Here is a 26,467-nt window from a genome sequence, read left to right as displayed (position 1 = left end):
CGCCCGGTTACATTCCGAACCCGGAAGCTAAGCCTTTCAGCGCCGATGGTACTGCAGGGGGGACCCTGTGGGAGAGTAGGACACCGCCGAACAATTTTTGAGAAGAGCGTCAGCCCCCGTGCCCAGCACGGGGGCTGACGCTTTTTTGCGTTGACGCCCTTTTGCGTTCAAGGGCCTACCCGCCCGGCCCCCCGCGGCAAAGGCCGTCTCAGCGCAGGCGGCGGACGCTCGCGCGGAGGACGGTGTGGGTGCCGAGGAGGTGGCGGGACTGGGTGGGGGTGCGGGGGCCCGCGGACTCCTCGGCGAGGGCGAGGCGGACGGCCTCCCGGCCGAGCTCGTAGGCGGGGATGTTGACCGTGGTCAGCGGGGGGTTGAGGTCCTGGGCGAGGCCGTCGTTGTTGTAGCCGACGACGGAGATGTCCTCGGGGGTGCGCAGGCCGTACTCGCGCATCGCGGCCATCGCGCCGGCCGCAGCCTGGTCGTCGCCGGCGAAGACCGCGGTGAAGTCCGGGCGGCCGCCGCAGTCGGCGAGGATCTGCCGCATGTTCGCGTACCCGTGGGCGCGGCCGACGCCGATGCCCTCGACGCGCTCGGCGGACGGCGGCAGGCCGTGGTCGGCCAGCGCCCGCCGGTAGCCGGCGATGCGGGGCTCGATGGTGGTGTGGCCGGGCATGGTGCCGAAGAAGAGGATGTCGCGGTGGCCGGCGGAGAGCAGATGGCTGGCGATGGCGTACGCACCGGCCTCGTTGTCGTACTCGACGACGAGGACGGGCATGTCGGGGCTGGGCGCGGGGCGGCCGCAGAGCACGAGGCGGGAGCCGGCCGCGGCCAGGCCGTGGGCGTACTCGCCGAGCCGGGCCTGGTAGCGCTCGTCCTCGACGGCGCCGCCGACGAGGACGACGAATTCGCAGCGCTGCTCGCGCATCATCTGGACGAGGGCCAGCTCGCGCGCCTCGTCGCCGCCGTGGCTGCACACCATGCACAGCCGGCCGCGGGCGGCGGCCTCCTGCTCGACGCCCTGGGCGACGGAGGCGTAGAAGGCGCTGTCGACGGAGGAGACGATGACGGCGACGGTCTTGGGCCCGGTGCCGGCCAGCGCGCGGGCGCGGCCGTCGATGACGTAGTCGAGGTCCTTGACGGCCCGCAGCACCTTCGCGCGCGCGGCGGCGGACGTCGGGTAGTTCCCGGCGAGGACGCGCGAGACGGTGGCGACCGAGACGCCCGCGCGGTCCGCGACGTCGCGGATGGTGACGCGGCGCGTGCCGTTGCCGCCGGCCGTGGTGCCCGGCCCTGGTGAAGTCTCCGCCATCCCCGCCATCCGATGTCCCCGGCGCCCCGGTGTACCCGGTGTGCCGGTGTCCGCCCCGGCCGTGCGCCGCCGCCCCAGCGTAGTGGGCCGGGTGCGGCGGCGGCTGGCCGGTGCGCGTCCGTGGTCTGCTGTGCTGTCCGGTGGTGTGCCGGGGTCAGTGGTTGGAGGCGTAGTCCTTCGCGTAGTCCTCGGCGATCTGGTCCAGGCCCTGGTTGCGCATCTTCTTCAGGGTGTCGTCCCAGGCGCTCATCGGCTTGCGGCCGCTGACGATGTCGCCGATCGTGTCGGTGCGCATCTGGTCGACGGCGGCGCCGACGCGGCTGACGGTCTCGGACTGGAGGCCGAAGCGCGGGTTCTTGACCAGCATCGGGGCGACCTTGAGCTGCCAGTCGTGGTTGCGCTGGACGACGTCGGGGCGGCCGGGCAGGTAGAGGACCTGCGGGGCGTCGCACAGGTACTTGATCGGCAGCTGCACCGGGTTCTCGACCTGGCCCAGCTCGGTGGGGATGGGGGAGCCGTTCTTGTCGCGGGTGAAGTGGGTGCCCTCGACGCCGAAGTGGTTGAGCTCGTACTCCTTGGTGCCGAACGGCGAGGCGAGGTAGTCCAGGACCCGCAGGATGAGCTTGATGCGGTCGGGCGTGGTCTTCTTCAGCACGGTGTAGCCCCAGGCGCCCTTGGCCCGCTGCATGCCGGGCTTGGCGCCGTTGGAGGGGGTGTACGGGACGGCCGCGTCGAGGACGAAGGCGTCCTTGATGCTGGGGATCGAGGTGCTCAGCGCCCCGAAGCCGTCGACCATGGAGCCGACGGTGCCGTTGTAGAAGAAGGTCTTGCAGTCGACCGTCGAGGTGCCCAGGACGTTGGGGTTGAAGAGGTTCGCCTTGCGCAGCTTGAGCATGTATTCGAGGGAGGCGCGGTATTCGTCGGTGGTGTAGGCGCTGACGAAGGCGCCGCCGTCGAGCTTCCACTCCTGCGGGGCGCCCCATGCCATGGAGTGCATGGTCTCGCCGAAGAGGAGCGGCGCCGACGAGCCGAGGCCGTACTTCTTCCCCTTCGTGGCGGCCTTGGCGACCTCCAGGAAATCGTCGGCGGTCCAGCCGTCCTTCATACCGGCGGCGGTGAAGACGTCGTTGTTGATCCACAGGCAGTTGCCGGGCGCGGAGCGCTGCACGGGGATGCCCCACAGCCGGCCGCTGATGTGGCCCATGTCCTGCCAGACGTACGTGGGCAGGTTCGCGAGGTTCGGGTAGGCCTTGATGGCGTCGCCGGAGATGTAGTCCGACAGGTCGGCGCACTTGGAGACGACGAAGTCGGCCTCGCGGGGGAGGGTGTGGCCGCCGCCGAAGTTGATGACGTCGGGCAGGTCGTTGCCGGCCATCATGGTGGCCATCTTCGTCATGTAGTCGGAGTCCGGGACGACCGTGAACTCCAGCTTGACGCCCAGCGCCTCGTTGATCGCCGTCCAGAACTTGTTCTCCCCGGCGGGCTTGGGCGGGGTGCCGTAGGTGATGGTCATCACCTTGATCGTCTCGGTGCCCTTGCCCGGCTTGTCGTGGACGGCGGTGGCGAGCTGCTTGGGGTAGCTGAGGTAGCCGGGCTGGATGCCGTCGGCGGTGCCGGGCAGGTCGGGGGCGGGTCCGGAGAAGGGGACGTACGCGGGCCAGGGGGCGAGCTTCTTGCCGGCGTTGCCGACATCGTGCTTCTTGCCCGAGGTGGAGCAGGCGGCGAGAACGGACGGCGCGGCCACGGCGGCACCACTTGCGGCGATCGAGCGCAGGAGGGAGCGCCGCGAGAACGACGGGGTACTCACGGGAGGTCCTTTCGGAGAGGGGTTTGTTGCTCTAGCTCTTGATGGCGCCGGTGAGCACGCCCTTGGTGAAGTACTTCTGGAGGAAGGGGTAGACGAGCAGGATCGGTACGGTCGCGACGACGAGCACCGCCATCTGGATCGTCTGCGGGGCGGCGACCTGGGAGGCGTCGCCGACGCCGGAGTCCGCGAGCTGCGCGCCGCCGATGACGTACGTGCGCAGCACCTGCTGGAGCGGCCACTTGCCGGAGTCGAGGTAGATCGAGGCGTAGAACCAGGCGTTCCAGTACGACACCGCGTAGAAGAGGCCGACGACGGCCAGCGCGGCCTTGGACAGCGGCAGCACGATGCGGCGCAGGATCAGCCACTCGCTCGCGCCGTCCAGCCGGGCGGCCTCGTACAGCTCCTCGGGCAGCGACTGGAAGAAGCCGCGCAGCACGACCAGGTTGAAGACGTTGATGAGCACCGGGGCGACCAGCGAGCTGTAGCCGTTGAGCAGGTGCAGGCCCTTGACCAGCAGGAACGCCGGGATCATGCCGGGCGGGAAGAGGAAGGTGAAGAGGATCAGCAGCAGGACCGGCCGGCCGCCGAAGACGTCGCGGCGGCTGAGGGCGTAGGCCAGGCCGATCGTGCAGACCATGCTCGCGGCGGTGCCGACGATCGTGATGCCGGCGCTGACCCACAGGGCGTGGGTGACGATGCCGCCGTCGAAGAGCTGGTGGTAGGCGCGCAGCGTGGGGTGCTGCGGCCACAGCACCCAGCCGCCGTTGGCCACGACCTCGTCGGTGGAGGCCAGGCTCGTCGCCACGATGATCAGGAACGGGACGCAGACCAGCAGCACGACCGCGACCAGCGCGACGGCCTTGGCGGCCTGGGTGGCCGGGCGCGGGCGCTCCATCCACGCGGGGCGTGCGGGACGCGCGGCGCGTGCGGTACGTGCCGGGCGCCGGCCCTGGGTGAGGCTGCTCACTGGTAGACCCCCTGCTCGCCGAGGCGGTGCGCGACCTTGTTCGCGGCGAAGACGAGTACGGCGCCGACGACGCCCTTGAACAGGCCGGCCGCGGCGGCGTATCCGTAGTCGCCGCCGACCAGGCCCTTGAAGTAGACGAAGGTGTCGATGACCTCGGCCGCGCCGGTGCCGACGGAGGCGCGCTGCAGCAGCATCTGCTCGAAGCCGACCGACAGGATGTCGCCGAGCCGCATGATCAGCAGCAGCACGATGATCGGCCGGATGGCCGGGAGCGTGACGTTCCAGAACCGCCGCCACGGGCCCGCCCCGTCGAGCGCGGCGGCCTCGTACTGCTGCTCGTCGACCTGGCCGAGGGCGGCGAGGAAGATGATCGTGCCCCAGCCGCAGTCCTTCCAGATCACCTGGGCGATGACCAGCGGCTTGAACGCCTCCGGATTGCCGATGATGTTCACGGTGTGCAGGTTCGCGTCGCCCAGGACGTTGTTGAGCAGGCCCGTCTCGCCGAGCACCTGCTGGAAGACCGCCACGACGATCACCCAGGACAGGAAGTGCGGCAGGTAGGCGACCGACTGCACGAAGCGCCGGACGCTGTCCCGCGTGAGGCTGTGCAGGAGCAGGGCGAGCGCGATCGGCACCGGGAAGAAGAAGACCAGCTGGAGCAGCGCGATCACCACGGTGTTGAGCAGCGCGTGCCAGAAGTCCGGGTCGCCGAACATGGTCTGGAAGTTGTCGAAGCCCACCCATGCGCTGGCCCACAGGCCGTCGAAGGGGACGTAGTCCTTGAACGCGATGACGTTGCCCGCCAGCGCGCCGTAGTGGAAGACCAGGAAGTACGCCACGCCGGGGGCCATCAGCACCAGCAGCGCCCAGTCCCTGCGCATCCGTTTGAGGCGCGTCCCACGCCCCACCCGTCCGGCCCGTCCGTCTGCACCGGACGCACCCGCCGCCCCTGCGCGGCCGGTGGCGTCCTGTTCGGCTATCGCCATTGCGTCCTCCTCGACGCCTAAGGTGGGACGGAACCTAAACCGGTTACTACGACAGGGTCAAGCCCTTGTGCACGGAGTACGTTGACCGCAGGTGGTCACGGACCTAATCTGAGTGCATCAGGAAGTAACCGATTACACGCGACCAGACGCAAGGGGCAGACATGGCGGAGCGGCCGAAGCTGGTGCTGGCGATGCAGCAGGACATCGTGGACCTCGTCCTCCCGGCACCGCTGCGCGACCGGCTCGGCACGCTCGCCGACGTCCATCCGGTGCTCGTGACCGACGCCGCCGACCCGGCGTGCGACGCGGCCTTCGCCGAGGCGGAGATCCTCTTCACCGGATGGGGCGCGCCCGAGATCGACACCGCGCTGCTCGCCCGCACCCCGCGGCTCGCCGCCGTCATCCACGCCGCCGGGACGGTCAAGCACCATGTGCGGCCCGAGGTGTGGGAGCGCGGCATCGCCGTCTCCTCCGCCGCCGACGCCAACGCCGGGCCCGTCATCGACTTCACGATGGCGACGGTCGCACTCGCCGCCCGCCGCGCCCTCGGCTACGCCGCCGGATACCACCACGGGCTGCAGCCCGCCCACGCCGAGCGGCGCGGCGCCGACGGGGCCGTCGTCGGCGTCATCGGGGCCTCCCGCATCGGCCGCGGCGTCATCGCCCGGCTGCGCGCCGCCGACGCCGGATTCCAGGTCCTGCTGGCCGACCCGTACGTCACGCCCGAGGACGCGCAGGCGCTCGGCGTGCGGCTCGTCGACCTCGACGAACTGTGCGCCGCGTCCGACATCGTCACCGTCCACGCGCCCGACCTGCCCGAGACCCGCCACCTGCTCGACGCGCGCCGGCTGCGGATACTGCGGGACGGCGCCGCCGTCATCAACACCGCGCGCGGCCGCCTCCTCGACACGGAGGCGCTGGCGCGCGAGTGCGAGACGGGGCGGATCGAGGCGTACCTCGACGTGACCGACCCCGAGCCGCTGCCGGTGGACCATGTGCTCCACCGGCTGCGGAACGTGTTGCTAACGCCGCACATCGCCGGCTGCCAGGGCGCCGAGGTCGCGCGCCTCGGCGCGTACGCGGTGGCCGAGGTCGAGCGCTTCGTCTCGGGCCTTCCCCTGCGGGGGGCTGTCGCCGCGGAGGACTTGGCGCGTATCGCCTGACCGGGGGGTACGTTGGCGGCTTTCCCACCCCCAGCCACCCGTGCAGATAGTGGGCGGGTGCACGCCTCCCTGTGGGGGTGCACCGCCGTCGGGGGCGAGCCCGCCGTGTGCCCGGACATCACCCCCACCGGCAGGCAGCCGCCAAGCCTCCCCGGAGGGGGTCGGTGCGGGGTGCCCCCGCAGGAATGCGCACCGAGTGGCCGCCTCCTTGCGCGTGAGGTCGGACGCGCATTCCGAGGAGGTGCCCCGTGGCGGCACCCGACCCCACCCACCGAAGCAGACGCGCGATGCCCCGCCGGGTACACCGGGGGCGCGAGGAACTGCGCGCTCAGCCCCCGCCAAGGGAAGGTCGCGCGGCGAACCGCAAGACGCACCCCGCAGCGCCCCGGCCCAAAGCTCAGCGCAGCGGAATCGCGTCGGGCACCGAGGGCGTCGACACCGGGTCCAGGGTGAGGCGGAGATCGGCGTGCTGCCAGAGCGGGGTGGGCCAGCGGGCAGCGGCCTGCTCGGGGGAGCGGAGGACGGCCAGGGTGGGGAGGCCCGCGGGGGTGCCCTCGGTGAGGAGGGCGGGAAGGTCGGGGGCGGGGGCGAGCGCCGCGACGTCGTCGAGGACGAAGGTCAGTGGTGGGTCGAGCCGGCCGGCGGGTGACCCTGCGGCCATGCGCCGGCCGTGCTCGACCACGCTGGAGACGAGTGCGGTGAGCAGGGGCATCGCACCCAGGTGGGTACGCGGGTCCTCGACCCGCTCGCCCACCACGTACAGCGTGCCCAATTCCGCGGCCCACGACTCCACGTCGAGGCCACCGGTCCTGGGCGGATTGCACGCGTCGCGGATGTGCACGGAGCCCAGCGGCTCCAGGGTCTGCCGGATGAGGGCCTGCGCGGCGTCCCGCCGGTCGGGGTGGGCGTGCAGGACCGACTCCAGCTCGCCGCTCCAGCCGGAGGCCGCGCGCGGGGAGGAGCGCAGGATGCGCACCGCGTCGGCCGCCGCCTGGCCGCCCGCCGCCCAGCGGTGGACCTGGCGGAAGGGGCGGCCGTCGACCGCGGCGGCGTGCAGCCAGCAGCGCAGCAGCGTCACGGCGGTGGCGTGCACGATGGCCTCGTCGGCGCGCGCGGTACGCAGCGGGGCGAGCAGCGCCGCCGCGCGTATCCCGGCGGTCGAGGGCTGCTCGCAGCCGCCGTGCGGCGCCCACCGCAGCCGGCCGGGTACGTCCAGCAGGTGCGCGGGGTCGTAGACGTGGACGGGCCCGAGCTTGCTGCGGTTGCCGACCGTCTGGTGGTACGTCTCCGGGTCCGCCGTGGTGACCAGCACCGGGCCCGCCGCCGCGAGGACCGCCGGCTGCACCACGCGCTTGGCCTGGTCGCCGCGCGGCCCGGCGAACAGCGCGTAGGTGCGCGTCACCTCGCCGCCGTCGAGGGCCGCCGGGCGCGGCTCGGGAGCGGCCGGCGGGGCGGCGCCGACCGCGGGCAGCTCGGCGGTGATCGGGTCCGCGGCCCGCGGCGGCACTGCCTGCGGCACCGTACGGAACCAGGCGTCCAGCCCGTCGCCCTTGTCGTGCGCGTCGCCCGGTGTGCGGCTCCGGTGGCGCGGCGCGGGCACCGCCCGGGCCTCCGCCACCGGCTCCGGCGCGGGCTCCGGCTCGGCGGCCGGCGCGGGCCTGCGGACGGGGCGGCGGCGGCCCCTGCCGCGCAGTCGCGCCACCACGTTCATCACCCACACCGCGAGCGTCAGCAGCACCATGAGCTGCCCGATGAAGATCCCCCAGAAGAGCCCCGCCCCCGACAGCCCGCCCGGCGCGGCGTCCGGCCACGCGGCCGGGATGTCGTGCGGCTCGCCGACCAGCGCCCGCATCGCCCGCGGGGTGCGGGTGAAGTGCAGCCCGGCCGGCCACGACCCGTGCGCGAGCACCCCCGCGATGCCGGTGGCCGTCCACACCAGCAAGGTGACGCCCAGCAGGAACGCGATGATGCCGACGACCAGCCCGTCCGGCAGGCCGCCACCGTTCTGCTCCCGCCTCTGCGCCGCCATGCCCCCCGCCTCACGCCACCGCGTCGTCGGCCATTTGCTTGGCGAGCGCGACCTGCGCCGCGGCGTGCGCCTCCGCGCGCGCCTCGGCCTCGGCCTCCGCCTCGGCCATGTCGGCGGCGTGCTCGGAGGACGACTGGGTCATGGCGCGGTCGGTGAAGACCAGCGGCCGCTCGGCCTCGGTGATCAGATGCTTGACGACCTGCACGTTGCCGTTGACGTCCCACACCGCGATGCCGGGCGTCAGCGTCGGGATGATCTCCACCGCCCAGCGCGGCAGCCCCAGCACCCGGCCCGTCGCGCGCGCCTCGTCGGCCTTCTGGGCGTAGATCGTGCGGGTCGAGGCCATCTTCAGGATCGCCGCGGCCTCCTTGGCCGCTGCCCCGTCGACGACGTCCGACAGGTGGTGGACGACCGCGACGAAGGACAGGCCGAGCCGCCGGCCGAACTTCAGCAGCCGCTGGAAGAGCTGCGCCACGAACGGCGAGTTGATGATGTGCCAGGCCTCCTCGACCAGGAAGATGCGTTTCTTCCGGTCCGGCCTGATCCACGTGTGCTCCAGCCACACGCCGACGATCGCCATCAGGATCGGCATCGCGATCGAGTTGCGGTCGATGTGCGAGAGGTCGAAGACGATGAGCGGCGAGTCCAGGTCGATGCCCGCGCTCGTCGGCCCGTCGAACATCCCGCGCAGGTCGCCGTCCACCAGGCGGTCCAGCACCAGCGCCACGTCCAGGCCCCAGGCCCGTACGTCGTCCAGGTCGACGTTCATCGCCTCGGCGGATTCCGGCATCGGGTGCCGCAGCCGCTCCACGATGTCGGTCAGGATCGGCTGGCGGTCCGTCACCGTCTCGGCCACGTACGCGTGCGCGACCTTCAGCGCGAAGCCCGAGCGCTCGTCCAGGCCGCGGCCCATCGCGACCTCGATGATGGTGCGCAGCAGCGCCAGCTGGCCGGTCACGGTGATCGCCGGGTCCAGCGGGTTGAGCTTGATGCCGCCGTCCAGCGCCGCCATCGGGTCCAGCCGGATCGGGGTCAGGCCCATCGCCTGCGCGATCAGGTTCCACTCGCCGACGCCGTCCTCGCCCTGCGCGTCCAGCACCACCACCTGGCGGTCGCGGAAGCGCAGCTGGCGCAGCACGTACGTCTTCTCCAGCGCCGACTTGCCGTTGCCGGACTCGCCGAGCACCAGCCAGTGCGGCGCGGGCAGCTGCTGGCCGTAGAGCTGGAAGGGGTCGTAGATGTAGCCCTTGCCCGAGTAGACCTCCCGGCCGATGATCACCCCGGAGTCGCCCAGGCCGGGCGCCGCGGTCGGCAGGTAGACCGCCTGCGCCTGGCCGGTCGAGGTCCGCACCGGCAGCCGGGTCGTCTCGACGCGGCCGAACAGGAAGCTGGTGAACGCCTCGGTGAGCGCCGCGAGCGGGTCCAGCATGGGCATGGCGACGGCCTCCTCAGGACGGCGACTAGCGGCGGATGCCGGTGGCGAACGGCAACGTATTGACGAATGCCCGGTGGTGCTCGCGATCGCACCACTCAAGCTTCAAATACGACTTACCGGCGGAAGCACGAATGGTGCGCTTGTCGCGCGCCAGCGCTTCCGGGGAGCGCGAGGACACCGTGATGTAGCCCACCAGGTTCACCCCGGCCGCGCCGCTCGCCAGATCCTCGCCGCGCTGGTCGATCCGGCCGTGGTGCGCGATGTCGCGCGGGTCCACGGTGCGGTTCATCTTCGCGGCGCGGCTCGCCTCGGCGTCGTCGTTGGTCTTCTCCGTCAGCATCCGCTCGATCGCGACATCGGTCGGCTCCAGGTCCATCGTCACCGCGACCGTGCGGATCACGTCGGGGGTGTGGACCAGCAGCGGCGCCAGGAAGTTGACGCCCACCGGGGTCATCGGCCACTCCTTGACCCACGCCGTGGAGTGGTGCCAGGGCGCCCGGGTCGTCGACTCGCGCGTCTTGGCCTGGAGGAACGTCGGTTCGGTCGCGTCCAGTTCGGCGGGCCACGCGTTGCGCCGGGTCATCGCCTGGATGTGGTCGATGGGGTGGTCCGGGTCGTACATCGAGTGGATGAGCGACGCCAGCCGCGCCTGCCCCAGCGGCTGCCGCACCCGGATGTCCGCCTCGGCGAGCCGCGCGCAGATGTCGTTGAGCTCGCGCGCCATCACCGCGGCGAGCCCGGCGTCCTTGTCGACCTTGCGGCCGCGCCCGCTCGACGCCCGGGCCAGCGCGTTGCCCTCGGCCGCGAGCTCGCGGGTGAAGGTCATGCAGGCCACCAGATACGCGCGGTGCTGCTCGGAGGACGTCGACACCATCGACTGGAGCTGGTCGTAGGAGTCCTTGAGCCACCGCTCCGCCTCCGGGTCGCCGCGCTGGGCGACGTCCTTGGCGTGCGCGTCCGGATCGGCCGGCAGCGTACGGGCCAGCATCTGGAGGCAGGTGACGAAGCCGTCGCCGTTGGCCACGTGCTTCAGGAGCGTGCCGAACCGCTCGACCAGGGCCTCCTGGTCCTCGCTGTCGCGCAGGCCGACGCCCGGGCCCTCGATCTCGATCGCCGCCGTCACCGTCCGCCGGTCCACGTGCAGCAGCACCGCGATCTCGTCCGGCCCGAAGGGCGCCGCGAGCCAGCTGATCCGCCCGATCCCCGGCGGCGGCCCCACCTCGACCTCCCGCCCGTCCAGCGCGGTGCCCGCCTCCTGCACCGTCGAGCGGTACGTCGGCGCGACCCGCAGCGTACGGCGGTAGGTGCGGTTGATCTCGAACCAGCGGTAGAACGTGCGCCTGCGGTACGGCAGGAAGACCGCGGCCAGCGCCAGCACCGGCCAGCCGATCAGGCCGACGATGCGCAGCAGCAGGAACGGCACCAGCAGCCCGTTGAGCATGCCGAGACCCGCGCCGAGCACGATCAGCACGATCTCGCCGGTCTCGCGATTCTTGCCCACGATCGCGTTGGGCCGCGCCTTGCCGATCAGATAGGTGCGGCGCGGCTGGGTGAAGGGCTGGGTCGTCACCCGCGATCACCTCCCTGCGAAGTGCCGTTGTCCGTTCCCCGGTTCGCCCGGAAGGGCGCCCCCAAGCCTCCGCCGCCGCCCGTACGCGGTGGCGCGGGGGCGCCGCCGCCCTGGCCGCCGCCGCGCGCGCTGTGCGCCGCGATGCCGCCCGCCACCGGATTCGACGGCGTCGGACCGCCGCCGCCCTGGGCCTGCTCCTGCGGGCCGCCGCGGGCGCTGTGCGTCTTGATGCCCTGCTTGACGAGCGCGGCGGGCGACGAGATCACCGCGGCGGCCTGGCTCTGGCCGCTCGCCTTGCGGCTGTTGCGCAGGTTGACCACGTCGTCGCCGAAGCCCGGCACGAAGCGGTAGATCATGAAGCTCGCGAAGATCGCCAGCAGGATGATGGCCAGCCCCGACACCACGGCCGAGAACGAGTCCGGCCCGTCGTCCGACGAGGACAACGCGCCCGCCAGGCCCAGCACGATCACGATCACCGGTTTGACCAGGATGACCGCGATCATCACCCCGGCCCAGCGTCTGACGTGGTGCCACATGTTCTTGTCCACCAGGCCCGCGTACACCGCGGTGCCCAGCATCGCGCCCACGTACAGCAGCGCCGCCCGGATCACCAGCTCCAGCCACAGCACACCCGCGGCCAGCACCGACACCATCGACACGACGATCAGCATGATCGGGCCGCCGCCGATGTCCGTGCCCTTGGTGAGCGCGGCGGAGAAGGAGCCGAAGAAGACGTCGGTGTCGGACTTCGTGCCCGACGACATCACGTCCGTGACGGCGTCGGTCGCCGACACCACGGTGTAGAGGATCAGCGGCGTGAAGGCCGACGCCAGCACCGTCAGCCACAGGAAGCCGACCGCCTCGGTCAGCGCCTCCGTCATCGGCGCGCCGCGCACGGCCCGCTTGGCCACCGCCAGCAGCCACAGGATCAGCGTCAGGATCGTCGACGCGGCGAAGACGACGGCGTACTGGCGGAGGAAGGAGGTGTTGGTGAAGTCGACCTCGGTCGTCTTCGTCACCGCGGCCGACAGCTTGTCGATCGTCCACCCGGCGGCGTTGCCGCAGCCCTTGGCGAGGGAGGAGAGGGGGTCGAGGGAGTCGGTGATGCCGTTGGAGCCGCCGCTCCCGCTCCCGCTGCCCTTGTTGTCCTTCTCGCAGAAGTCCTTGGCGGAGCCGACCAGCAGCCGGCACTTGTCGCTGCCGGCGGCGGCCGTGGCTGTCGCGCTGGGCGTCGGAGTCCCGCTCGGCGTAGGCGTGTCGGCCAGGGCCGCGGACACCGGCCCGAGGCTCAGGGCGAGGACGGCGGCGGTCACGAGGGACCGGCGCAGACGGCTGCTACCTGGCATACGTGAACCCTCCGTAGTCCCGGACCGCGCCGGCGATGGCGTCGGCGGAGGCGGCCTGGTTGTCGGCGGCGACCGGGGCGGGGCCGTCCTTCTGGGAGGAGGAGCGGAGCTTCCAGTCGCCGCCCGACCAGACCAGCTGCTCGGTGATGGTGAACCAGGCGGTGCTGACCGGCTTGGTGGAGCCCGTGCCGGCCAGGCCGACGAGGTCGGTGCACCAGACCTCGACGGTCGTGGTGCCGGAGCCGGTGGAGCCGCCCGCGGTGACCTTGGTGCCGATCGGGACGGTGCGGGAGACGAAGGTGAGGCCGTCCGGGGCGGTGCCGTCGGCGTTCAGGCCGAGGTTCTTGAGCGCGTCGCCGGAGTAGGCGCTGTCCAGGTCCTGCTGGAGGGTGGCGCTGACGGCCGGGTCGTAGATGGCGGTGACGATGGCGTGCCGCCGCCCGGCGTTGAACATGTCGGCCGAGCCGAGCGCGACTGCGTAGTTGGCCGCCGCGGACTGCGCGCCCTGGCCGGTGTGGGCGAAGCCGGCCGGGATGCCGGCGGCGCTCCTGCCCTGGACGGGCTGCTGCCCGGTGGGGGCGGTGGGCGCGGCCTGGGAGCCGTGGCTGCCGGCGGTGCTGCCGGTCGCGGTGCCCGTGGAGCCGCCCGAGGCGGCGCCGCTGCCGCCCGCGTCGTCGTGCGAGGCCGACGGGTGGTTGCCGCGGTTGGCGAAGGCCAGCGCGGCGATCAGCAGGACGACGATGCCGACGACCGTGACCAGGGCGCGCCGCGGCTGCGGACGGCGGGTGCCGCCGTGCGCGGAGTGGCCTTCCGGCAGCCGGGTCCTGGTCGGGGGTCCGTCCTGGCCGAGGCTCATCGCGCGACCGCCCCTCGGGACGCTGCGGGCGTGCGGATGCCACGGGTCGGGCGGACGGCTCCGCTGCTTGGTCGAGTGGGCATCAGCACGCAGCCTCGGGTGGGAAGGTGGAGCCGGGACGGGCTCCGCGGATCGTGGCTCGGATCGGACGGGACAGGAAAAAGGGGACGAGGGGCCGGGCGGCGGCGCGGGCTACACGGCCATGCCGTAGACGATGGTGAACAGCGTGCCGAGGGAGCCGATGATGAACACGCCGGTCAGCCCGGCGATGATCAGTCCCTTGCCCTGCTCGGCGCTGAAGGTGTCGCGCAGCGCCGTCGCTCCGATGCGCTGCTTGGCCGCACCCCAGATCGCCATGGCCAGGCACAGCAGGATCGCCACCGCCATGACCACCTCGATCATCACACGGGCTTCCTGGCCCAGTGACCCGAAGGGTCCCCAGTCGGGCGCGATGCCGCCGATGATGGTGTTGATATCGCCCTTGGGGGCTGCCGCGAACATGTAACTCACCACCCCGCTCTGTCAGTTGGCTCCCCTGCCGGGGCGCAAGGGGCCAGCATCTATCTTGACGGACGTTTCCGCTGTTGCGCGTCGCTCGGCAACTTTCTCGGCGGATCGTCCGTGTGATCCGGCCCGGAGCCGTCAGACTGGTGGACGGACCGGTGTTCGATGGGACATGGTTGACTACTCTGTGTATCACGAGCATAACCGCTGGGCAACGAGGGGAACGGACGTTCCCGCGCGGGGCGGCGGCGAAAGTCCGAGAAGATGACGGGGCGACGATCTGACGAGCTGACAGAAGGGGTCCGGCGCGGGGCCGGAGGCCCGTGAGGGGCGGAAGGGGAGGGGCTGCTGATGGGGCGCAAGATCTGGCTGGGGTTCGGCGTCGGCGCCGGGCTGTTCTTCTCCTTCATCGCCCTGCTGGTCGTGGGCACCTTCTCCGCGGCCGCGGGACTGGCGGGCCGCGGGACGAACGCGGTGGGCCTGGCCAAGGGCGCGGTGCCGGACGTCTACCAGTCGCTGGTACGGGACTGGGGCGATCTGTGCCCGGCGCTCAACCCGGCGCTGCTGGCCGCCCAGCTCTACCAGGAGAGCGGCTGGAACCCCCGCGCCCAGAGCGGCGCGAACGCCCAGGGCATCGCCCAGTTCATCCCCGGCACCTGGGCCACCCACGGCATCGACGGCAACGGCGACGGCAAGGCCGACGTGTGGGACCCGCAGGACGCGATCCCCTCGGCCGCGCAGTACGACTGCGACCTGGCCTCGTACGTGAAGAACGTGCCCGGCGACGTCACCGACAACATGCTCGCGGCGTACAACGCGGGCGCCTACGCCGTCATCAAGGCCGGCGGGGTGCCGCCGTACGCGGAGACGCAGAATTACGTCAAGCGCATCCGCACGCTGGAGAAGAGCTTCGCCGCGCCGATCGGGGCGGTCGCGCCGTCGCAGCAGGCGGCGGGGGCGATCTACTTCGCGCAGCAGCGCATCGGCACCCCCTATCTGTGGGGCGGCGAGGGGACGGCGGCGCAGGACGGCCGGTTCGACTGCTCCGGGCTCACGCAGGCCGCGTACGCCTCGGTGGGCATCACGCTGCCGCGGGTGGCCGCCGACCAGTGGAACGCCGGGCCGCACCCGGCGCGCGGCGAGCTGCTGCCGGGCGACCTGGTCTTCTTCGCCACCAACCTGAGCGATCCGCGCACCATTCACCACGTGGGGATCTACGTCGGTGGCGGCCATATGATCAACGCCCCGCACACCGGCGCGCTGATCAGGTTCGACTCGATCGACGGCGCCGACTACATCGGCGCGACCCGGGTCACCCAGGACGGCGCGCAGGCGCTGCCCGTGGCCGCCGCGTCCTGACGCCCGCCACCGCGGTCCGTGACGCCGCCCGCCGGTCACCTGGGCGTCACCCTCTGGCCTACGGTCGGCCGTCAAACGGCCCGCGCGGTCACCCTTGCATAACAGCATGGTGATCTTCTGGCGAAGACCGGAACGCTACGTACAGTGCCGGGCGTTGTACGGGCGACAATGGCTTGGTACGCAAGCGACGGGGGTTGCAGACGTGCCGTGCCACTGAGACACGGTCAGTTGCTAGTGGTTAGAGGGGCACCACCGCCATGGCACAGGGCGCCAACGACAGCGCGAACCCCGACGTCTCCCTGCTCAGATCGATCAACGACCTCGCCAAGCAGGCCCCCCGCGGTGTGGACCGGGCCGTGGAGTTCGCCGGTGAGTACGGGCTGGTGGCGCTCGCGCTGCTGCTCGCCGGGTGGTGCTGGTGGCGGGTGGCCCGGCGCTCCGCGGACGCCCCGGCGGCGGTCGCCGGCGTGCTGTGGGCGGTCCTGGCCGCGGGCATCGCGATGCTGCTGAACTTCCCGGTACGCGCGCTGGTCCGGCGCCCCGCACCGTCCGTCGACCACGACGGCCTCGACGTGCTGGTGTCCGGCCACCACGGCACGTCCTTCGTGAGCGACCACACCGCGCTGGCCGCGGCGGTCGCGGTCGGGCTGTTCATGGTGAGCCGCAAGGCCGGGGCGGTCGCCCTCGTGCTCGCGCTCGCCGAGGGCTTCACCCGCGTCTACCTGGGCACGCACTACCCGACGGACGTCGTCGGCGGCTTCGCCCTGGGCGCGGCCACCGTGCTGCTGCTCGCGCCCCCGGCGCTCGCCGGCATCACCGCGCTGACCCGGCGGGTGGCCCGCACCCCGGCCGCCTTCCTGGTGGTGGCGCCCCGCCGCGAGCCGCACCGCAGGACGCGGACGGCCGCCGCGCACCACCACTGGCACCGCGCCGACGACAAGGACCTCGCGGCCTGACCCCGGGCCTCCGCCCCCGCCCGGGGTCAAGGCGCTTTCCGGCCCCTTCCGGCCCGGAATCCGTCCCGCCGACACCCCTTCCGGCCCGGAATCCGTCCCGCCGACACCCCTTCCGGCCCGGAATCCGTCCCGCCGACACCCCTCCCGGCCCGGAATCCGCCCGCCCGCCGGATCCCGCGCGGGGCTCACACCGCCTGCGGGAAGTCGAACAGCCGGTCCGGGTCCAGCTGCCGCTTGAGGGTGGACAGCCGGTCGGCGTTCGGCCCGTAGTACGCGGTGCGCCAGTCCTTGAGGGCCGGGTCGGTGTAGTTCTGGTAGGCGGCGCCCGAGGCGTAGCGGCGCATCGCGTCGTGCGTGGTGTTCAGCCAGCCGGTCGCCGACAGCGCGTCGGAGGCCAGGTATTGGGCGAGGAAGCGCGAGCGGCGGTGGCTGAAAGCGGTCGCGGTCGGGTCGACCCGGTTGACGGCGCCGCCCAGCGCGGTCAGCGCGACGCTGCCCGCCCCGCCGCCCTTGGCCGAGGCCAGCCGCTGGACCTGCGAGAGCAGCGCGCTGATTCCGGCCGCGGAGAGGTCGGTGTCGTAGAAGTCGGAGCGCGCGGTGTACGTCTCGCGCCCCAGCTTCCCCGCGGGGGCCAGATGGCACTGGGCGGCGGACCAGTTGCCGCAGCCCGCGTAGGAGAACATCGCGTCGCGGTAGGTGTGCGGGTGCAGCGACACCGACGAGGCGTTCGCGCCCACGGCCGAGGCGAGCTTGTCGGCGGCGGCGGCGAGGTCGGCGCGGGAGCCGGAGGAGAGCATCGGCACGGACACCGTGGGGGAGCCGCCGGGCGCGCAGTCCAGGTGCAGCGCCGACCATATGTGGTCGGGCTGGTCCGGGCCCCAGCCCAGCCAGGCGGCCACCACGTCGGCGGCCCGGCTCCACGGCCAGGTCAGATAGCCGGTGACGACCGAGGGCGCAGGGTGGGTGGTGAAGCGCAGCGAGGTGACGACGCCGAAGGTGCCGCAGCCGCCGCCGCGCAGCGCCCACAGCAGGTCGGGCTCGTGGTCCTCGGAGACCTGGTGGACGGTGCCGTCCGCGCTGACGAGGGTCGCGCCGATCAGGTTGTCGCAGGTCAGGCCCATGGAGCGGCTCATGACGCCGTGGCCGCCGCCGAGCGCGAGCCCGGAGACGCCGACGGTCGGGCAGGAGCCCGCCGGGATCGTCCGGCCCTGCCGGCCGAGGGTGTCGTAGACGTCGATGAGCTTGGCGCCCGCGTCGACGGTGGCGACCGTGCCGTCCAGCCGCACGGACTTCATCCGTGAGACGTCGACGACGAGCCGCCCGTCGCCGCTGGAGTAGCCCGCGTAGGAGTGGCCGCCGCTGCGGATCGCCGGGGCCGTGCCCGTGCGGCGGGCGAAGTCCAGGCAGCGGGCGATGTCGTCGGTGCCGGTGACGTACGCGATCGCTGCCGGGCGCAGGGTGTCGAAGCGGGTGTTGTACAGCCGCCGGTCGGTCGCGTAGGCGCTGTCCGCGGGGAGGACCAGGGTGCCCTGGAGGGCGGAGCGGAGGGCGGACCAGTCGGCGGCGGCCGGCGGGTGGGCGGTGGCGGACGCGGTGGGCGTGCCGGACGCGGGCGGTGCGCCGGTGCTCGGGCTGCCGCTCGCCTTGTCGCCGCCGCCTGCGTCGTCGTCGGAGGGGCCGCAGCCGCTCAGCCAGGCCGCCGCGAGGGCGCCGCCGGCCGCGAGGGCGGTACGCCGCCGCAGCCGCGGTGGGAAGGAGGCCGGGTCGTTCACGCGCTTCACCGCCGCATTTCCGCCGGGGACGCCGGCGACCGGGGATTGATCAAGGGCTGTCTGCACAGTCCTAGACGTGGCGGGGCGGGCGCCGGTTGCGGCCGGGCGCGGGCAGTAGGCGGCGGTACGCGGGCTCAGCCGGCGGTGTGCTCCTGGGCGTCGCGCCGGGCCCGGTCGCGTGAGCGGCGGGCGGGGCCGTGCCAGCCGCAGGAGCAGCGGGCGGTGGCGAACGAACCGCGCTCGGTGACCGAGGCGTGGTGGCCTTCGGCCGCACGCGGACCGTCGAGGGTACGAAGCTTCGGCACCCCACCACGGTAACGGGCGTGACGGCCCGCTTCCGACGGTCGTTACGGAGGTGGGGCCGAGGCGACGACGGGGATGGTTCAGGGATGACGGCGGCGAAGTCCACGGCGGTGCGGGCGGTGGCCGCGGCCGCCGCGGCCTGGTGCGCTGCGGCGCTGCTGGCCGGCTGCGGAGCCGCGCACGGCGACACCGGGGAGCAGGCCGCCCCGGCCGCCGCCGCCGACCCCGCGGCGGTCGTCCGCGGCGCCGCGGACGCGCTGGCACGGGCCGGCGGCTCGGCGGTCGGCACGTCCCTGCGGATGGCCAGCGGCGGCACCTGGGTCACCGTCACCGGCAGCGGCCGGTACGACTACGCGCACGGGCAGGGCACCCTCACCCTCGTACTGCCCAGCGACGCGGCCGGGGCGCAGGAGCACCCGCCGGTCACCGAGCTGCTCACGCCGGGCGCTCTCTACATGAAGAACCGCGGGGCGGGCGTCCCGGCGGACAAGTGGGTCCGCGTCGACATCACCGCGCTCCCCGACGGGAATCTCGTCACCGGCGGCGCCACCGACCCGCTCGCCGCGGCGCGGCTTCTGCGCGGGGTCCTCGACGTGCGGTTCGCGGGGGAGCAGACGCTCGGCGGCGTGCGCGTCCGGCATCTGACCGGGACGCTCGACATCGCCGGGGCCGCGCGTGCCTCCGGGCCCCGCCCGCCGGCGGCGCTCGCCGCCGCCGCGCGGGGCTTCGCGGTGGGCCGGGTCCCCTTCGACGCGTGGGTGGACGCGGAGGGCCGGCCGGCCCGGGTGACGCTGCGGTACGCGTACGGGCCGGCCCGGCGCACGGTGGAGGTCGTCTCCACCACCACGTACTCCGCTTTCGGCACGGCCGTTCCGCCCTTGACCCTCCCGCCGGCGGCGGACATCTGGGCCGGCAAGATCGTTTCTTCCCCCGCCGCCGGCTGACCCGGCGGTCCCGCCCGCCGCACGGGGCACCCCTGTGCGGCCCCCGGAAATGGTCATTACGTGCCATGCGGCGGGGCAAGGAGTGTCCCTACGCTGGAGGGCGGCCGCACGTGCGGCCGCAGGTATGCGCGGCCGCAACAGCAAGCACACCCGGCGAGGAGGGGGAATGGTGCCGTCGCCCGGCGCTACGCTCCAGGACGATCCGGTGGCTCTCGCCGAGATCGAGCTGACCTGCGAGCTGATGATCGCCGCGTCCACCGCCGTCGAGGACCGGCTGAGCTTCGCCCGTATCGACGAGGTCCTGGGGGTCCGCCGCCCGTAGGGCGCGGCGTCAGGTGCGCAGCAGCCGCGCTATCGCCGCCGTCGCCTCGGCGACCTTCTCGTCGATCTCCGGGCCGCCGCCGACCGCCGCCGCGGCGACGCAGTGCCGCAGATGCTCCTCCAGGAGCTGGAGCGCGAAGGACTGCAGCCCCTTCGTGCTGGCGGACACCTGGGTGAGGATGTCGATGCAGTAGACGTCCTCCTCGACCATCCGCTGGAGCCCGCGGATCTGGCCCTCGATCCGGCGCAGCCGCTTCAGGTGGGACTCTTTGTCGTGGCTATAGCCATGCGGGCCCTGCGGCGCCACAATCTCGTCTGCTGCCGAAGCCGCTGGTCCCGCCACCGGTTCCGTCACCGCCGCCCTTTCCGTCGTCGCGTCCGTCATCCCGCCATCCGCCCTCTCTGTCCCCTTATACCCCTAGAGGGTATATCTTACCGAATCGGTGTCGTGTGCGAGGCATCCCCCGTCCGGGGGACTGTGTCCCATGGGCGACACTGGATGCGCCGGTTAGCTGTGGCCGGATGTTGCGCCTAGCATCAACGAGACGACTCCCATGTATCCCGAGGAACCCACGTGCGCTTTCGTCTGACCCCCAGGGAGACGAGCTTCTACGACATGTTCGCCGCCTCCGCGGACAACATCGTCACCGGTTCGAAGCTCCTCATGGAACTGCTGGGAGCCGATTCGGCCACCCGCGTCGAGATCGCCGAGCGGATGCGGGCGGCGGAGCACGCGGGGGACGACGCGACCCACGCGATCTTCCACCAGCTGAACTCCTCGTTCATCACGCCCTTCGACCGGGAGGACATCTACACCCTCGCCGGCTCGCTGGACGACATCATGGACTACATGGAGGAGGCCGTTGACCTGGTCGTCCTCTACAACATCGAGGAGCTGCCGAAGGGCGTCGAGCAGCAGATCGAGGTGCTCGCGAGAGCCGCGGAGCTGACCGCCGAGGCGATGCCCAACCTGCGCACGATGGCCAACCTCACCGAGTACTGGATCGAGGTCAACCGGCTGGAGAACCAGGCGGACCAGATCCACCGCAAGCTGCTCGCACAGCTCTTCAACGGCAAGTACGAGGCCATCGAGGTGCTCAAGCTCAAGCAGATCGTGGACGTCCTGGAAGAGGCCGCGGACGCGTTCGAGCACGTGGCGAACACCGTGGAGACCATCGCGGTCAAGGAGTCCTGACCCACGTGGACACCTTCGTACTGATCGTCACCATCGGGGTGGCGCTCTTCTTCACGTACACCAACGGCTTCCACGACTCGGCGAACGCCATCGCCACCTCCGTGTCGACCCGGGCGCTGACCCCGCGGGCAGCGCTGGCGATGGCCGCGGTGATGAACCTGGCGGGCGCCTTCCTCGGCAGCGGCGTCGCCAAGACGGTCAGCAAAGGCCTGATCGACACGCCCGAGGGCCGCTCCGGGATGGGCATCCTGTTCGCCGCGCTCGCCGGGGCGATCGTGTGGAATCTGGTCACCTGGTATTTCGGTCTGCCGTCGAGTTCCAGCCATGCGCTGTTCGGCGGTCTGGTGGGCGCGGCGCTCGCCGGCGGGATCACGGTGCACTGGTCGGGGGTGGTCGACAAGGTCGTCATCCCGATGTTCGTGTCGCCCGCGGTCGGCCTGGTGCTGGGCTACCTGGTCATGCTGGCGATCCTGTGGTTCTTCCGGCGCGCCAACCCGCACAAGGCCAAGCGCGGCTTCCGGATCGCGCAGACGGTCTCGGCCGCGGGAATGGCGCTCGGCCACGGCCTGCAGGACGCGCAGAAGACCATGGGCGTCGTGGTGCTCGCGCTGGTGATCCACGACCCGGGCAAGGGCTTCGGCATCCCGATCTGGGTCAAGCTGGTGTGCGCGGCCATGATGTCGCTGGGCACGTACGCGGGCGGCTGGCGCATCATGCGCACGCTGGGCCGCCGGATCATCGACCTGGACCCGCCGCAGGGCTTCGCGGCCGAGACGACCTCGGCGTCGATCCTCTACGCGACCTCGTACATCTTCGAGGCGCCGATCTCCACGACCCACGTCATCACCTCGTCGATCATGGGTGTCGGCGCGACCCGCCGGGTCAAGGCGGTGCGCTGGGGTGTGGCCAAGAACATCGTCGCGGGCTGGTTCATCACGATGCCGGCCGCGGCGCTCGTCGCCGCCGCGTGCTACTGGATCGTCAAGCTCGTCTTCGGCTGAGCGCCGAGCCCTCGCGGACACGGATCAGGCCCCGCCCCCCTTCCGGGGAGCGGGGCCTGCGCCCTGCGGTGGCACCGCCATGCAGCACCGCACGGCGGTCTGGATCACCCGAAGCGGCCCGAGATGTAGTCCTCGGTGGCCTGCACTGACGGGTTGGAGAAGATCCGCTCGGTCTCGTCGATCTCGATGAGCTTGCCCGGCTGCCCCACGGCGGCCAGGTTGAAGAAGGCGGTGCGGTCGGAGACGCGCGCGGCCTGCTGCATGTTGTGCGTCACGATGACGATGGTGAAGCGGCTCTTGAGCTCGCCTATCAGGTCCTCGATGGCGAGGGTGGAGATCGGGTCGAGGGCCGAGCAGGGCTCGTCCATCAGCAGCACCTCGGGCTCGACCGCGATGGCGCGGGCGATGCACAGCCGCTGCTGCTGGCCGCCGGACAGGCCCGAGCCGGGCTTGCCGAGGCGGTCCTTGACCTCGTTCCACAGGTTGGCGCCCTTGAGCGAGCGCTCGACGATGGTGTCCAGCTCGCCCTTCTTGCGGATGCCGTTGAGCTTGAGGCCCGCCGCCACGTTGTCGTAGATCGACATGGTGGGGAAGGGGTTGGGGCGCTGGAAGACCATGCCGACGGTGCGGCGGACGGTCACCGGGTCGACACCCGAGCCGTACAGGTTCTCGTCGTCCAGCAGCACCTTGCCCTCGACGCGGCCGCCGGGGGTGACCTCGTGCATACGGTTCAGGGTGCGCAGGAAGGTGGACTTGCCGCAGCCGGAGGGGCCGATGAAGGCCGTCACCGAGCCGGGCTCGACGGTCATGGAGATGTCGTCGATCGCCTTGTGGGCGGAGTAGTACGCGGACAGGCCGCTGACGTCGATGCGCTTGGCCATGGCTTGGATCACTTCTCTTCTGGGACGGTCTGGCTGACTGGTTGCATGGCCGCGTCAGCGACCGGCCTTCGGTGCCTTCCAGCGGGCGACCGCCCGGGCGACGAGGTTCAGGATCATCACAAAGGCGATGAGCACCAGGGCGGCGCCCCATGCCCGCTGGTAGCTGGGGTCGTTGCCGTTCTTGTACTGCTGGTAGATGTAGTACGGCAGCGACGACTGCGGGTCGTGGAACGGGTCGGTGTTGATCAGGTTGCTGCCGAAGACCAGCAGCGCGATCGGGGCGCTCTCACCGGCGATACGGGCGACGGCCAGCATCACACCGGTGGTGATACCGCCGATCGACGTCGGCACGACGACCTTGACGATCGTGCGCCACTTGGGCACGCCGAGCGCCAGCGAGGCCTCGCGCAGCTCGTTCGGGACGAGCTTGAGCATCTCCTCGGTCGAGCGCACCACGACCGGCAGCATCAGGATCGCCAGCGCGAGCGAGCCCGCGAAGCCGTTCGCCGGCGCCTTGTCCAGCAGCACGAACCAGATCGACAGGATGAACAGGCCGGCCACGATCGACGGGACACCGGTCATGACGTCGACGAAGAAGGTCACCCACTTCGCGAGCGCGCCCTTGCCGTACTCCACCAGGTAGACGGCGGTCAGCAGGCCGATGGGGGCCGCGATGACGGTCGCGATGCCGACCTGCTCCAGGGTGCCGATGATGGCGTGGTAGACGCCGCCGCCGGGCTGGATGGTCAGCACGTTGTTCATCGAGTGGCTCAGGAAGGTGCCGTCGATGACGCCGGCGCCCTTGCTGATCGTGGTCTCCACCAGGGAGTACAGCGGGATGACGGCCAGGACGAAGCTGGACCACACCAGGCTGGTGGCCACCCGGTCCTTGGCCTGGCGGCGGCCCTCGACCCGGGCGGTGATGACGTAGGAGCCCAGGACGAACAGCAGCAGGGCGATCAGGCCCCACTGGATGTGGCTGCTCAGCCCGGCGCCGGCGCCGATGCCGCAGGCGACCGCGACAGCACCCGCGGCGATCGCCAGCGGCGTCCAGCGGGGCAGGTGGCGGGTGGACAGGCGTACGGGGGCGGGACGGGCGGCGGCCGCCGTGTCCACGGTGGTGTCGGTCATGCGTTGGCCCCCGAGTATTCCTTGCGCCGCTGGATGATGATCCGCGCGGCACCGTTGACCAGCAGGGTGATGAGGAAGAGCACCAGGCCGGAGGCGATCAGGGCGTCCCGGCCGAAGTCGTCGGCCTCGCCGAACTTCGACACGATGTTCTGCGAGAAGGTGCCGCCGACCGGGTCGAGGAGGTGCGCCGACAGCTCGGGCGAGGCGGACAGCACGGTCGCGACCGCCATGGTCTCGCCGAGCGCGCGGCCCAGGCCCAGCATGGAGGCGCTGATGATGCCGGAGCGCGCGAAGGGCAGCACCGACAGCCGGATGACCTCCCAGCGGGTCGCACCGAGCGCGAGCGCCGCCTCCTGGTGCATCTTGGGCACCTGGTTGATCACCTCGCGGCTGACGTTGGTGATGATCGGCAGCACCATGACCGCCAGCAGGATGCCCACGGTGAACAGCGAGCGGGCCGCGGAGTTGGGGTCCTCCTTGTGGAAGATCACCGTCCAGCCGAGGTAGTCGTCCAGCCAGAGGTTGAGCCCGCGCAGGTGCGGCACCAGGAAGAGGGCGCCCCACAGGCCGTAGATGATGCTGGGCACCGCGGCGAGCAGGTCGATCACGAACGCGATCGGGCCGCCCAGCCTGCGGGGCGCGTAGTGCGTGATGAACAGGGCGATGCCCAGCGCGATCGGCACCGCGATGACCATCGCGATGATCGCGCTGACGATCGTGCCGTAGGCCAGGACCGCGATACCGAAGACCGGCGGGTTCAGGCTCGGCGTCCACTCGAAGGTGGTCAGGAAGTTTCCGTGGTCCTTGGAGATCGCGTGGACCGCGCGGGTGGTGAGGAAGATCGCTATCGCGGCCATCACCACGAGGAGCAGGATGCCGGAGCCGCGGGCGAGCCCCGCGAAGATCCGGTCGCCCGGCCGCGTCACGGGCCCGCGGGCCCGGTGCGGCTCGGGTGCGGTGGGGGGTGGAGCGGTGGTTGTCATGTGATCGTCTTCTCCGGTCTGGGTGGGGGACGCGGTGGGCGTCCCCCGGCGGCGGTGCACCGGATACGCGACGGGCCCCGCGACCTCAGGGCCGCGGGACCCGTCGCGTGAGGTCAGGAGAGCGAACCGATGGTGGTGCGCACCTTGGTCGCGATCTCCGTCGGGAGCGGGGCGTAGCCGGCGGCGGACAGCTTCTGCTGGCCCTGCTCGCTGGCGATGTAGTTCAGGAAGGACTTGGTCAGCGCGAGCGTGTCGGCCTTGTTGCCCTTGTCGCAGGCGATCTCGTACGTCACCAGGACGATCGGGTAGGCGTTGGGCGCCTTGGTGGTGTACGCGGCGCTCAGGTCCAGGGCCAGGTCGGAGCCCGTGCCGGTGACCGTCGCGGAGGCGATGCCCGCGGAGGCGTTGGCGGTGGTGGCCTCGACCGGCTGCGGGGCGCCGGTGTTGATCTTGACCGTCGGGATGGTGTTGGCGGTCGCGTAGGACAGCTCGAAGTAGCCGATCGAGCCCTCGGTCTGCTTCACCAGCGCGGCGACACCGGAGGACTGCGGAGCGGCCTGGCCGCCCTTGGCGGCCCACGCCTTGGCGTGCTCGTACGGCCAGTCGGCGGGGGCGGAGCCCTTGAGGAACTTGGTCAGGTTGTCGGTGGTGCCGGAGTCGTCCTGGCGGTGCACCGACTGGATCTTGGTGGTCGGGAGCTTGGCGCCCGGGTTGAGCTTGGCGATGGCCGGGTCGTTCCAGGTGGTGATCTTGCCGTTGAAGATCTTCGCCAGGGTCGAGCCGTCCAGGACCAGGTTGTCCACGCCGGGCAGGTTGTAACCGATGGCGATCGGGCCGCCGACCATCGGGATGTTGATGCCCTGGCCGCCGGTGCAGACCTTCTTCGACGCGTCGACCTCTTCCGGCTTCAGCGGCGAGTCGGAGCCCGCGAAGGCGTCCGTGCCCTGGTTGAAGTCGACGATGCCCTCGCCGGACGACGACGTCTTGTAGTTGACGGTCGCGCCCTTGCAGGACTGCTGGTAGTCCTTGACCCAGGCCTCGATCGCGTTCTGCTGGGCGCTGGAGCCGGAGGCCTTGATCTGGCCGGTGGCGCAGGTGATGCCCAGCGCGTTGGCGTCACCGCCCGAGCCGCCGGTGGTGCTGGCCGCCGAGGTCGACGTGTCCGAGCCGCTGCTGTCGCTGTTGTCGTCCGAGCCGCAGGCGGACAGGACCAGCGCACCGGTAATCGCGACCGCGCCGACGGTCAGGGCCCGCAGCCCGCTCTTACGCTGAAGCTTCACCTTCGTGTGTTCCTTCCGAGAGCCCGCCGGTGCACGGCGAAGCAGAGGGTTGGTGTTTCTGCGTCCGGCGGCTGACGCGCTGCCGGTAAGGCCGAAATTAGGCAGATCAGGTGAAGCGACCCTCGGGGGCGAGTGAACGCCGGGTGAACCTCACCCGTCAGCCCGGTGATGGCCCCTCCCCGCTCCGGAGGGCACGCCCCTCCTGCCCCGCGGGCCCCTGCGCTTGCCGCGCGGGGCAACCCCAGGGGCGCGGGGAGGCTGCGCTTGCCGCGCGGGGCAACCACCAGGGGCGCGGGGAACTGCGCGCTCAGCCCCCACCGGCCGGTGGTCCGGTACGAACCGAACTGCCCCTTCGGGCCGGTGACGACG

At 71.8% G+C, this 26,467-nt stretch carries 24 protein-coding genes and 1 rRNA gene; 8 read left to right on the top strand and 17 right to left on the bottom strand.

What is annotated here, in order from left to right:
* Window positions 1-92, top strand: a 5S ribosomal RNA gene (gene rrf, locus ACH4SL_RS36910); the annotation flags it as partial.
* Window positions 93-208: 116 nt separating this feature from the next.
* On the opposite strand, the gene ACH4SL_RS36905 is transcribed toward rrf, so the two are convergent.
* The 4 genes from ACH4SL_RS36905 to ACH4SL_RS36890 all read right to left on the bottom strand — a co-directional run bounded on the left by ACH4SL_RS36905 (window position 209) and on the right by ACH4SL_RS36890 (window position 4,934).
* The gene (locus tag ACH4SL_RS36905) at window positions 209-1,309 is read right to left on the bottom strand and encodes a LacI family DNA-binding transcriptional regulator (RefSeq protein WP_398454635.1); all 1,101 of its coding nucleotides are present in this window, start codon (window positions 1,307-1,309) and stop codon (window positions 209-211) included.
* 154 nt (window positions 1,310-1,463) lie between these two features.
* Complete coding sequence (locus tag ACH4SL_RS36900; protein ID WP_398454633.1) at window positions 1,464-3,116, bottom strand: extracellular solute-binding protein; 1,653 nt, start codon at window positions 3,114-3,116, stop codon at window positions 1,464-1,466.
* Between the two features lie 31 nt (window positions 3,117-3,147).
* A complete protein-coding gene (locus ACH4SL_RS36895) occupies window positions 3,148-4,011 on the bottom strand; it encodes a carbohydrate ABC transporter permease (protein ID WP_398454631.1) in 864 nt (287 codons plus the stop codon).
* Between the two features lie 68 nt (window positions 4,012-4,079).
* Window positions 4,080-4,934, bottom strand: coding sequence for an ABC transporter permease (locus ACH4SL_RS36890; protein ID WP_398454643.1), 855 nt, complete (start codon window positions 4,932-4,934; stop codon window positions 4,080-4,082).
* A 296-nt stretch (window positions 4,935-5,230) separates the two neighbouring features.
* On the opposite strand from ACH4SL_RS36890, the gene ACH4SL_RS36885 reads away from it, so the two are divergent.
* Window positions 5,231-6,232 (top strand): hydroxyacid dehydrogenase, encoded by a 1,002-nt coding sequence (locus ACH4SL_RS36885; protein ID WP_398454629.1) that lies wholly within the window; start codon window positions 5,231-5,233, stop codon window positions 6,230-6,232.
* Between the two features lie 397 nt (window positions 6,233-6,629).
* Here ACH4SL_RS36885 and ACH4SL_RS36880 read toward each other — a convergent pair whose 3' ends face one another.
* The 6 genes from ACH4SL_RS36880 to ACH4SL_RS36855 form a co-directional block, all read right to left on the bottom strand.
* Window positions 6,630-8,261, bottom strand: a complete 1,632-nt coding sequence (locus ACH4SL_RS36880) for a type IV secretory system conjugative DNA transfer family protein (protein WP_398454625.1) — start codon at window positions 8,259-8,261, stop codon at window positions 6,630-6,632.
* Window positions 8,262-8,271: 10 nt separating this feature from the next.
* A complete protein-coding gene (locus ACH4SL_RS36875) occupies window positions 8,272-9,690 on the bottom strand; it encodes an ATP-binding protein (RefSeq protein ID WP_398454640.1) in 1,419 nt (472 codons plus the stop codon).
* A 31-nt stretch (window positions 9,691-9,721) separates the two neighbouring features.
* Window positions 9,722-11,266 (bottom strand): SCO6880 family protein, encoded by a 1,545-nt coding sequence (locus ACH4SL_RS36870; RefSeq protein WP_398454622.1) that lies wholly within the window; start codon window positions 11,264-11,266, stop codon window positions 9,722-9,724.
* Entirely contained in the window at window positions 11,263-12,612 is a 1,350-nt protein-coding gene (locus tag ACH4SL_RS36865) for a hypothetical protein (RefSeq protein WP_398454619.1), read from the bottom strand. The genes ACH4SL_RS36870 and ACH4SL_RS36865 overlap by 4 nt, the downstream gene beginning before the upstream one ends.
* Entirely contained in the window at window positions 12,602-13,468 is an 867-nt protein-coding gene (locus ACH4SL_RS36860) for a hypothetical protein (RefSeq protein WP_398454617.1), read from the bottom strand. The genes ACH4SL_RS36865 and ACH4SL_RS36860 overlap by 11 nt, the downstream gene beginning before the upstream one ends.
* Window positions 13,469-13,660: 192 nt before the next feature.
* Window positions 13,661-13,969, bottom strand: a complete 309-nt coding sequence (locus ACH4SL_RS36855; RefSeq protein WP_398454638.1) for a hypothetical protein — start codon at window positions 13,967-13,969, stop codon at window positions 13,661-13,663.
* Window positions 13,970-14,323: 354 nt separating this feature from the next.
* On the opposite strand from ACH4SL_RS36855, the gene ACH4SL_RS36850 reads away from it, so the two are divergent.
* Complete coding sequence (locus ACH4SL_RS36850) at window positions 14,324-15,331, top strand: NlpC/P60 family protein (RefSeq protein ID WP_398454614.1); 1,008 nt, start codon at window positions 14,324-14,326, stop codon at window positions 15,329-15,331.
* A 257-nt stretch (window positions 15,332-15,588) separates the two neighbouring features.
* Window positions 15,589-16,287: a phosphatase PAP2 family protein gene (locus tag ACH4SL_RS36845; RefSeq protein ID WP_398454612.1), complete on the top strand. Its 699-nt coding sequence runs from the start codon at window positions 15,589-15,591 to the stop codon at window positions 16,285-16,287.
* Window positions 16,288-16,472: 185 nt separating this feature from the next.
* On the opposite strand, the gene ACH4SL_RS36840 is transcribed toward ACH4SL_RS36845, so the two are convergent.
* Complete coding sequence (locus ACH4SL_RS36840) at window positions 16,473-18,068, bottom strand: FAD-binding oxidoreductase (RefSeq protein WP_398454610.1); 1,596 nt, start codon at window positions 18,066-18,068, stop codon at window positions 16,473-16,475.
* Window positions 18,069-18,193: 125 nt separating this feature from the next.
* A complete protein-coding gene (locus tag ACH4SL_RS36835) occupies window positions 18,194-18,364 on the bottom strand; it encodes a hypothetical protein (protein ID WP_398454608.1) in 171 nt (56 codons plus the stop codon).
* A gap of 84 nt (window positions 18,365-18,448) precedes the next feature.
* On the opposite strand from ACH4SL_RS36835, the gene ACH4SL_RS36830 reads away from it, so the two are divergent.
* Entirely contained in the window at window positions 18,449-19,306 is an 858-nt protein-coding gene (locus tag ACH4SL_RS36830; RefSeq protein ID WP_398454605.1) for a hypothetical protein, read from the top strand.
* A 166-nt stretch (window positions 19,307-19,472) separates the two neighbouring features.
* Entirely contained in the window at window positions 19,473-19,628 is a 156-nt protein-coding gene (locus tag ACH4SL_RS36825; protein WP_199923506.1) for a hypothetical protein, read from the top strand.
* A gap of 9 nt (window positions 19,629-19,637) precedes the next feature.
* Here the strand turns inward: ACH4SL_RS36825 and ACH4SL_RS36820 are convergent, their stop codons facing one another.
* Entirely contained in the window at window positions 19,638-20,012 is a 375-nt protein-coding gene (locus ACH4SL_RS36820; protein WP_398454601.1) for a metal-sensitive transcriptional regulator, read from the bottom strand.
* A 189-nt stretch (window positions 20,013-20,201) separates the two neighbouring features.
* Here ACH4SL_RS36820 and ACH4SL_RS36815 point away from each other — a divergent pair, with 189 nt between their 5' ends.
* Complete coding sequence (locus ACH4SL_RS36815) at window positions 20,202-20,822, top strand: DUF47 domain-containing protein (protein ID WP_398454599.1); 621 nt, start codon at window positions 20,202-20,204, stop codon at window positions 20,820-20,822.
* 5 nt (window positions 20,823-20,827) lie between these two features.
* Window positions 20,828-21,823 carry an anion permease gene (locus ACH4SL_RS36810; RefSeq protein ID WP_398454596.1) on the top strand — a complete coding sequence of 332 codons (996 nt, stop codon included), beginning with the start codon at window positions 20,828-20,830 and terminating at the stop codon, window positions 21,821-21,823.
* A 104-nt stretch (window positions 21,824-21,927) separates the two neighbouring features.
* On the opposite strand, the gene pstB is transcribed toward ACH4SL_RS36810, so the two are convergent.
* The 4 genes from pstB to pstS form a co-directional block, all read right to left on the bottom strand.
* A complete protein-coding gene (gene pstB / locus ACH4SL_RS36805; protein WP_398454594.1) occupies window positions 21,928-22,704 on the bottom strand; it encodes a phosphate ABC transporter ATP-binding protein PstB in 777 nt (258 codons plus the stop codon).
* Between the two features lie 54 nt (window positions 22,705-22,758).
* Complete coding sequence (pstA, locus tag ACH4SL_RS36800; protein WP_398454590.1) at window positions 22,759-23,835, bottom strand: phosphate ABC transporter permease PstA; 1,077 nt, start codon at window positions 23,833-23,835, stop codon at window positions 22,759-22,761.
* Window positions 23,832-24,818 (bottom strand): phosphate ABC transporter permease subunit PstC, encoded by a 987-nt coding sequence (gene pstC / locus ACH4SL_RS36795; RefSeq protein WP_398454587.1) that lies wholly within the window; start codon window positions 24,816-24,818, stop codon window positions 23,832-23,834. Before pstC ends, pstA begins: the two co-directional genes overlap by 4 nt.
* Window positions 24,819-24,931: 113 nt before the next feature.
* Window positions 24,932-26,098, bottom strand: a complete 1,167-nt coding sequence (gene pstS / locus ACH4SL_RS36790; RefSeq protein WP_398454585.1) for a phosphate ABC transporter substrate-binding protein PstS — start codon at window positions 26,096-26,098, stop codon at window positions 24,932-24,934.
* Window positions 26,099-26,467: the final 369 nt, after the last annotated feature.

It is taken from the genome of Streptomyces sp. NPDC021020 (assembly GCF_044333285.1).
GTDB lineage: Bacteria > Actinomycetota > Actinomycetes > Streptomycetales > Streptomycetaceae > Actinacidiphila.
This window is presented reverse-complemented; position numbering and strand designations above follow the sequence as displayed.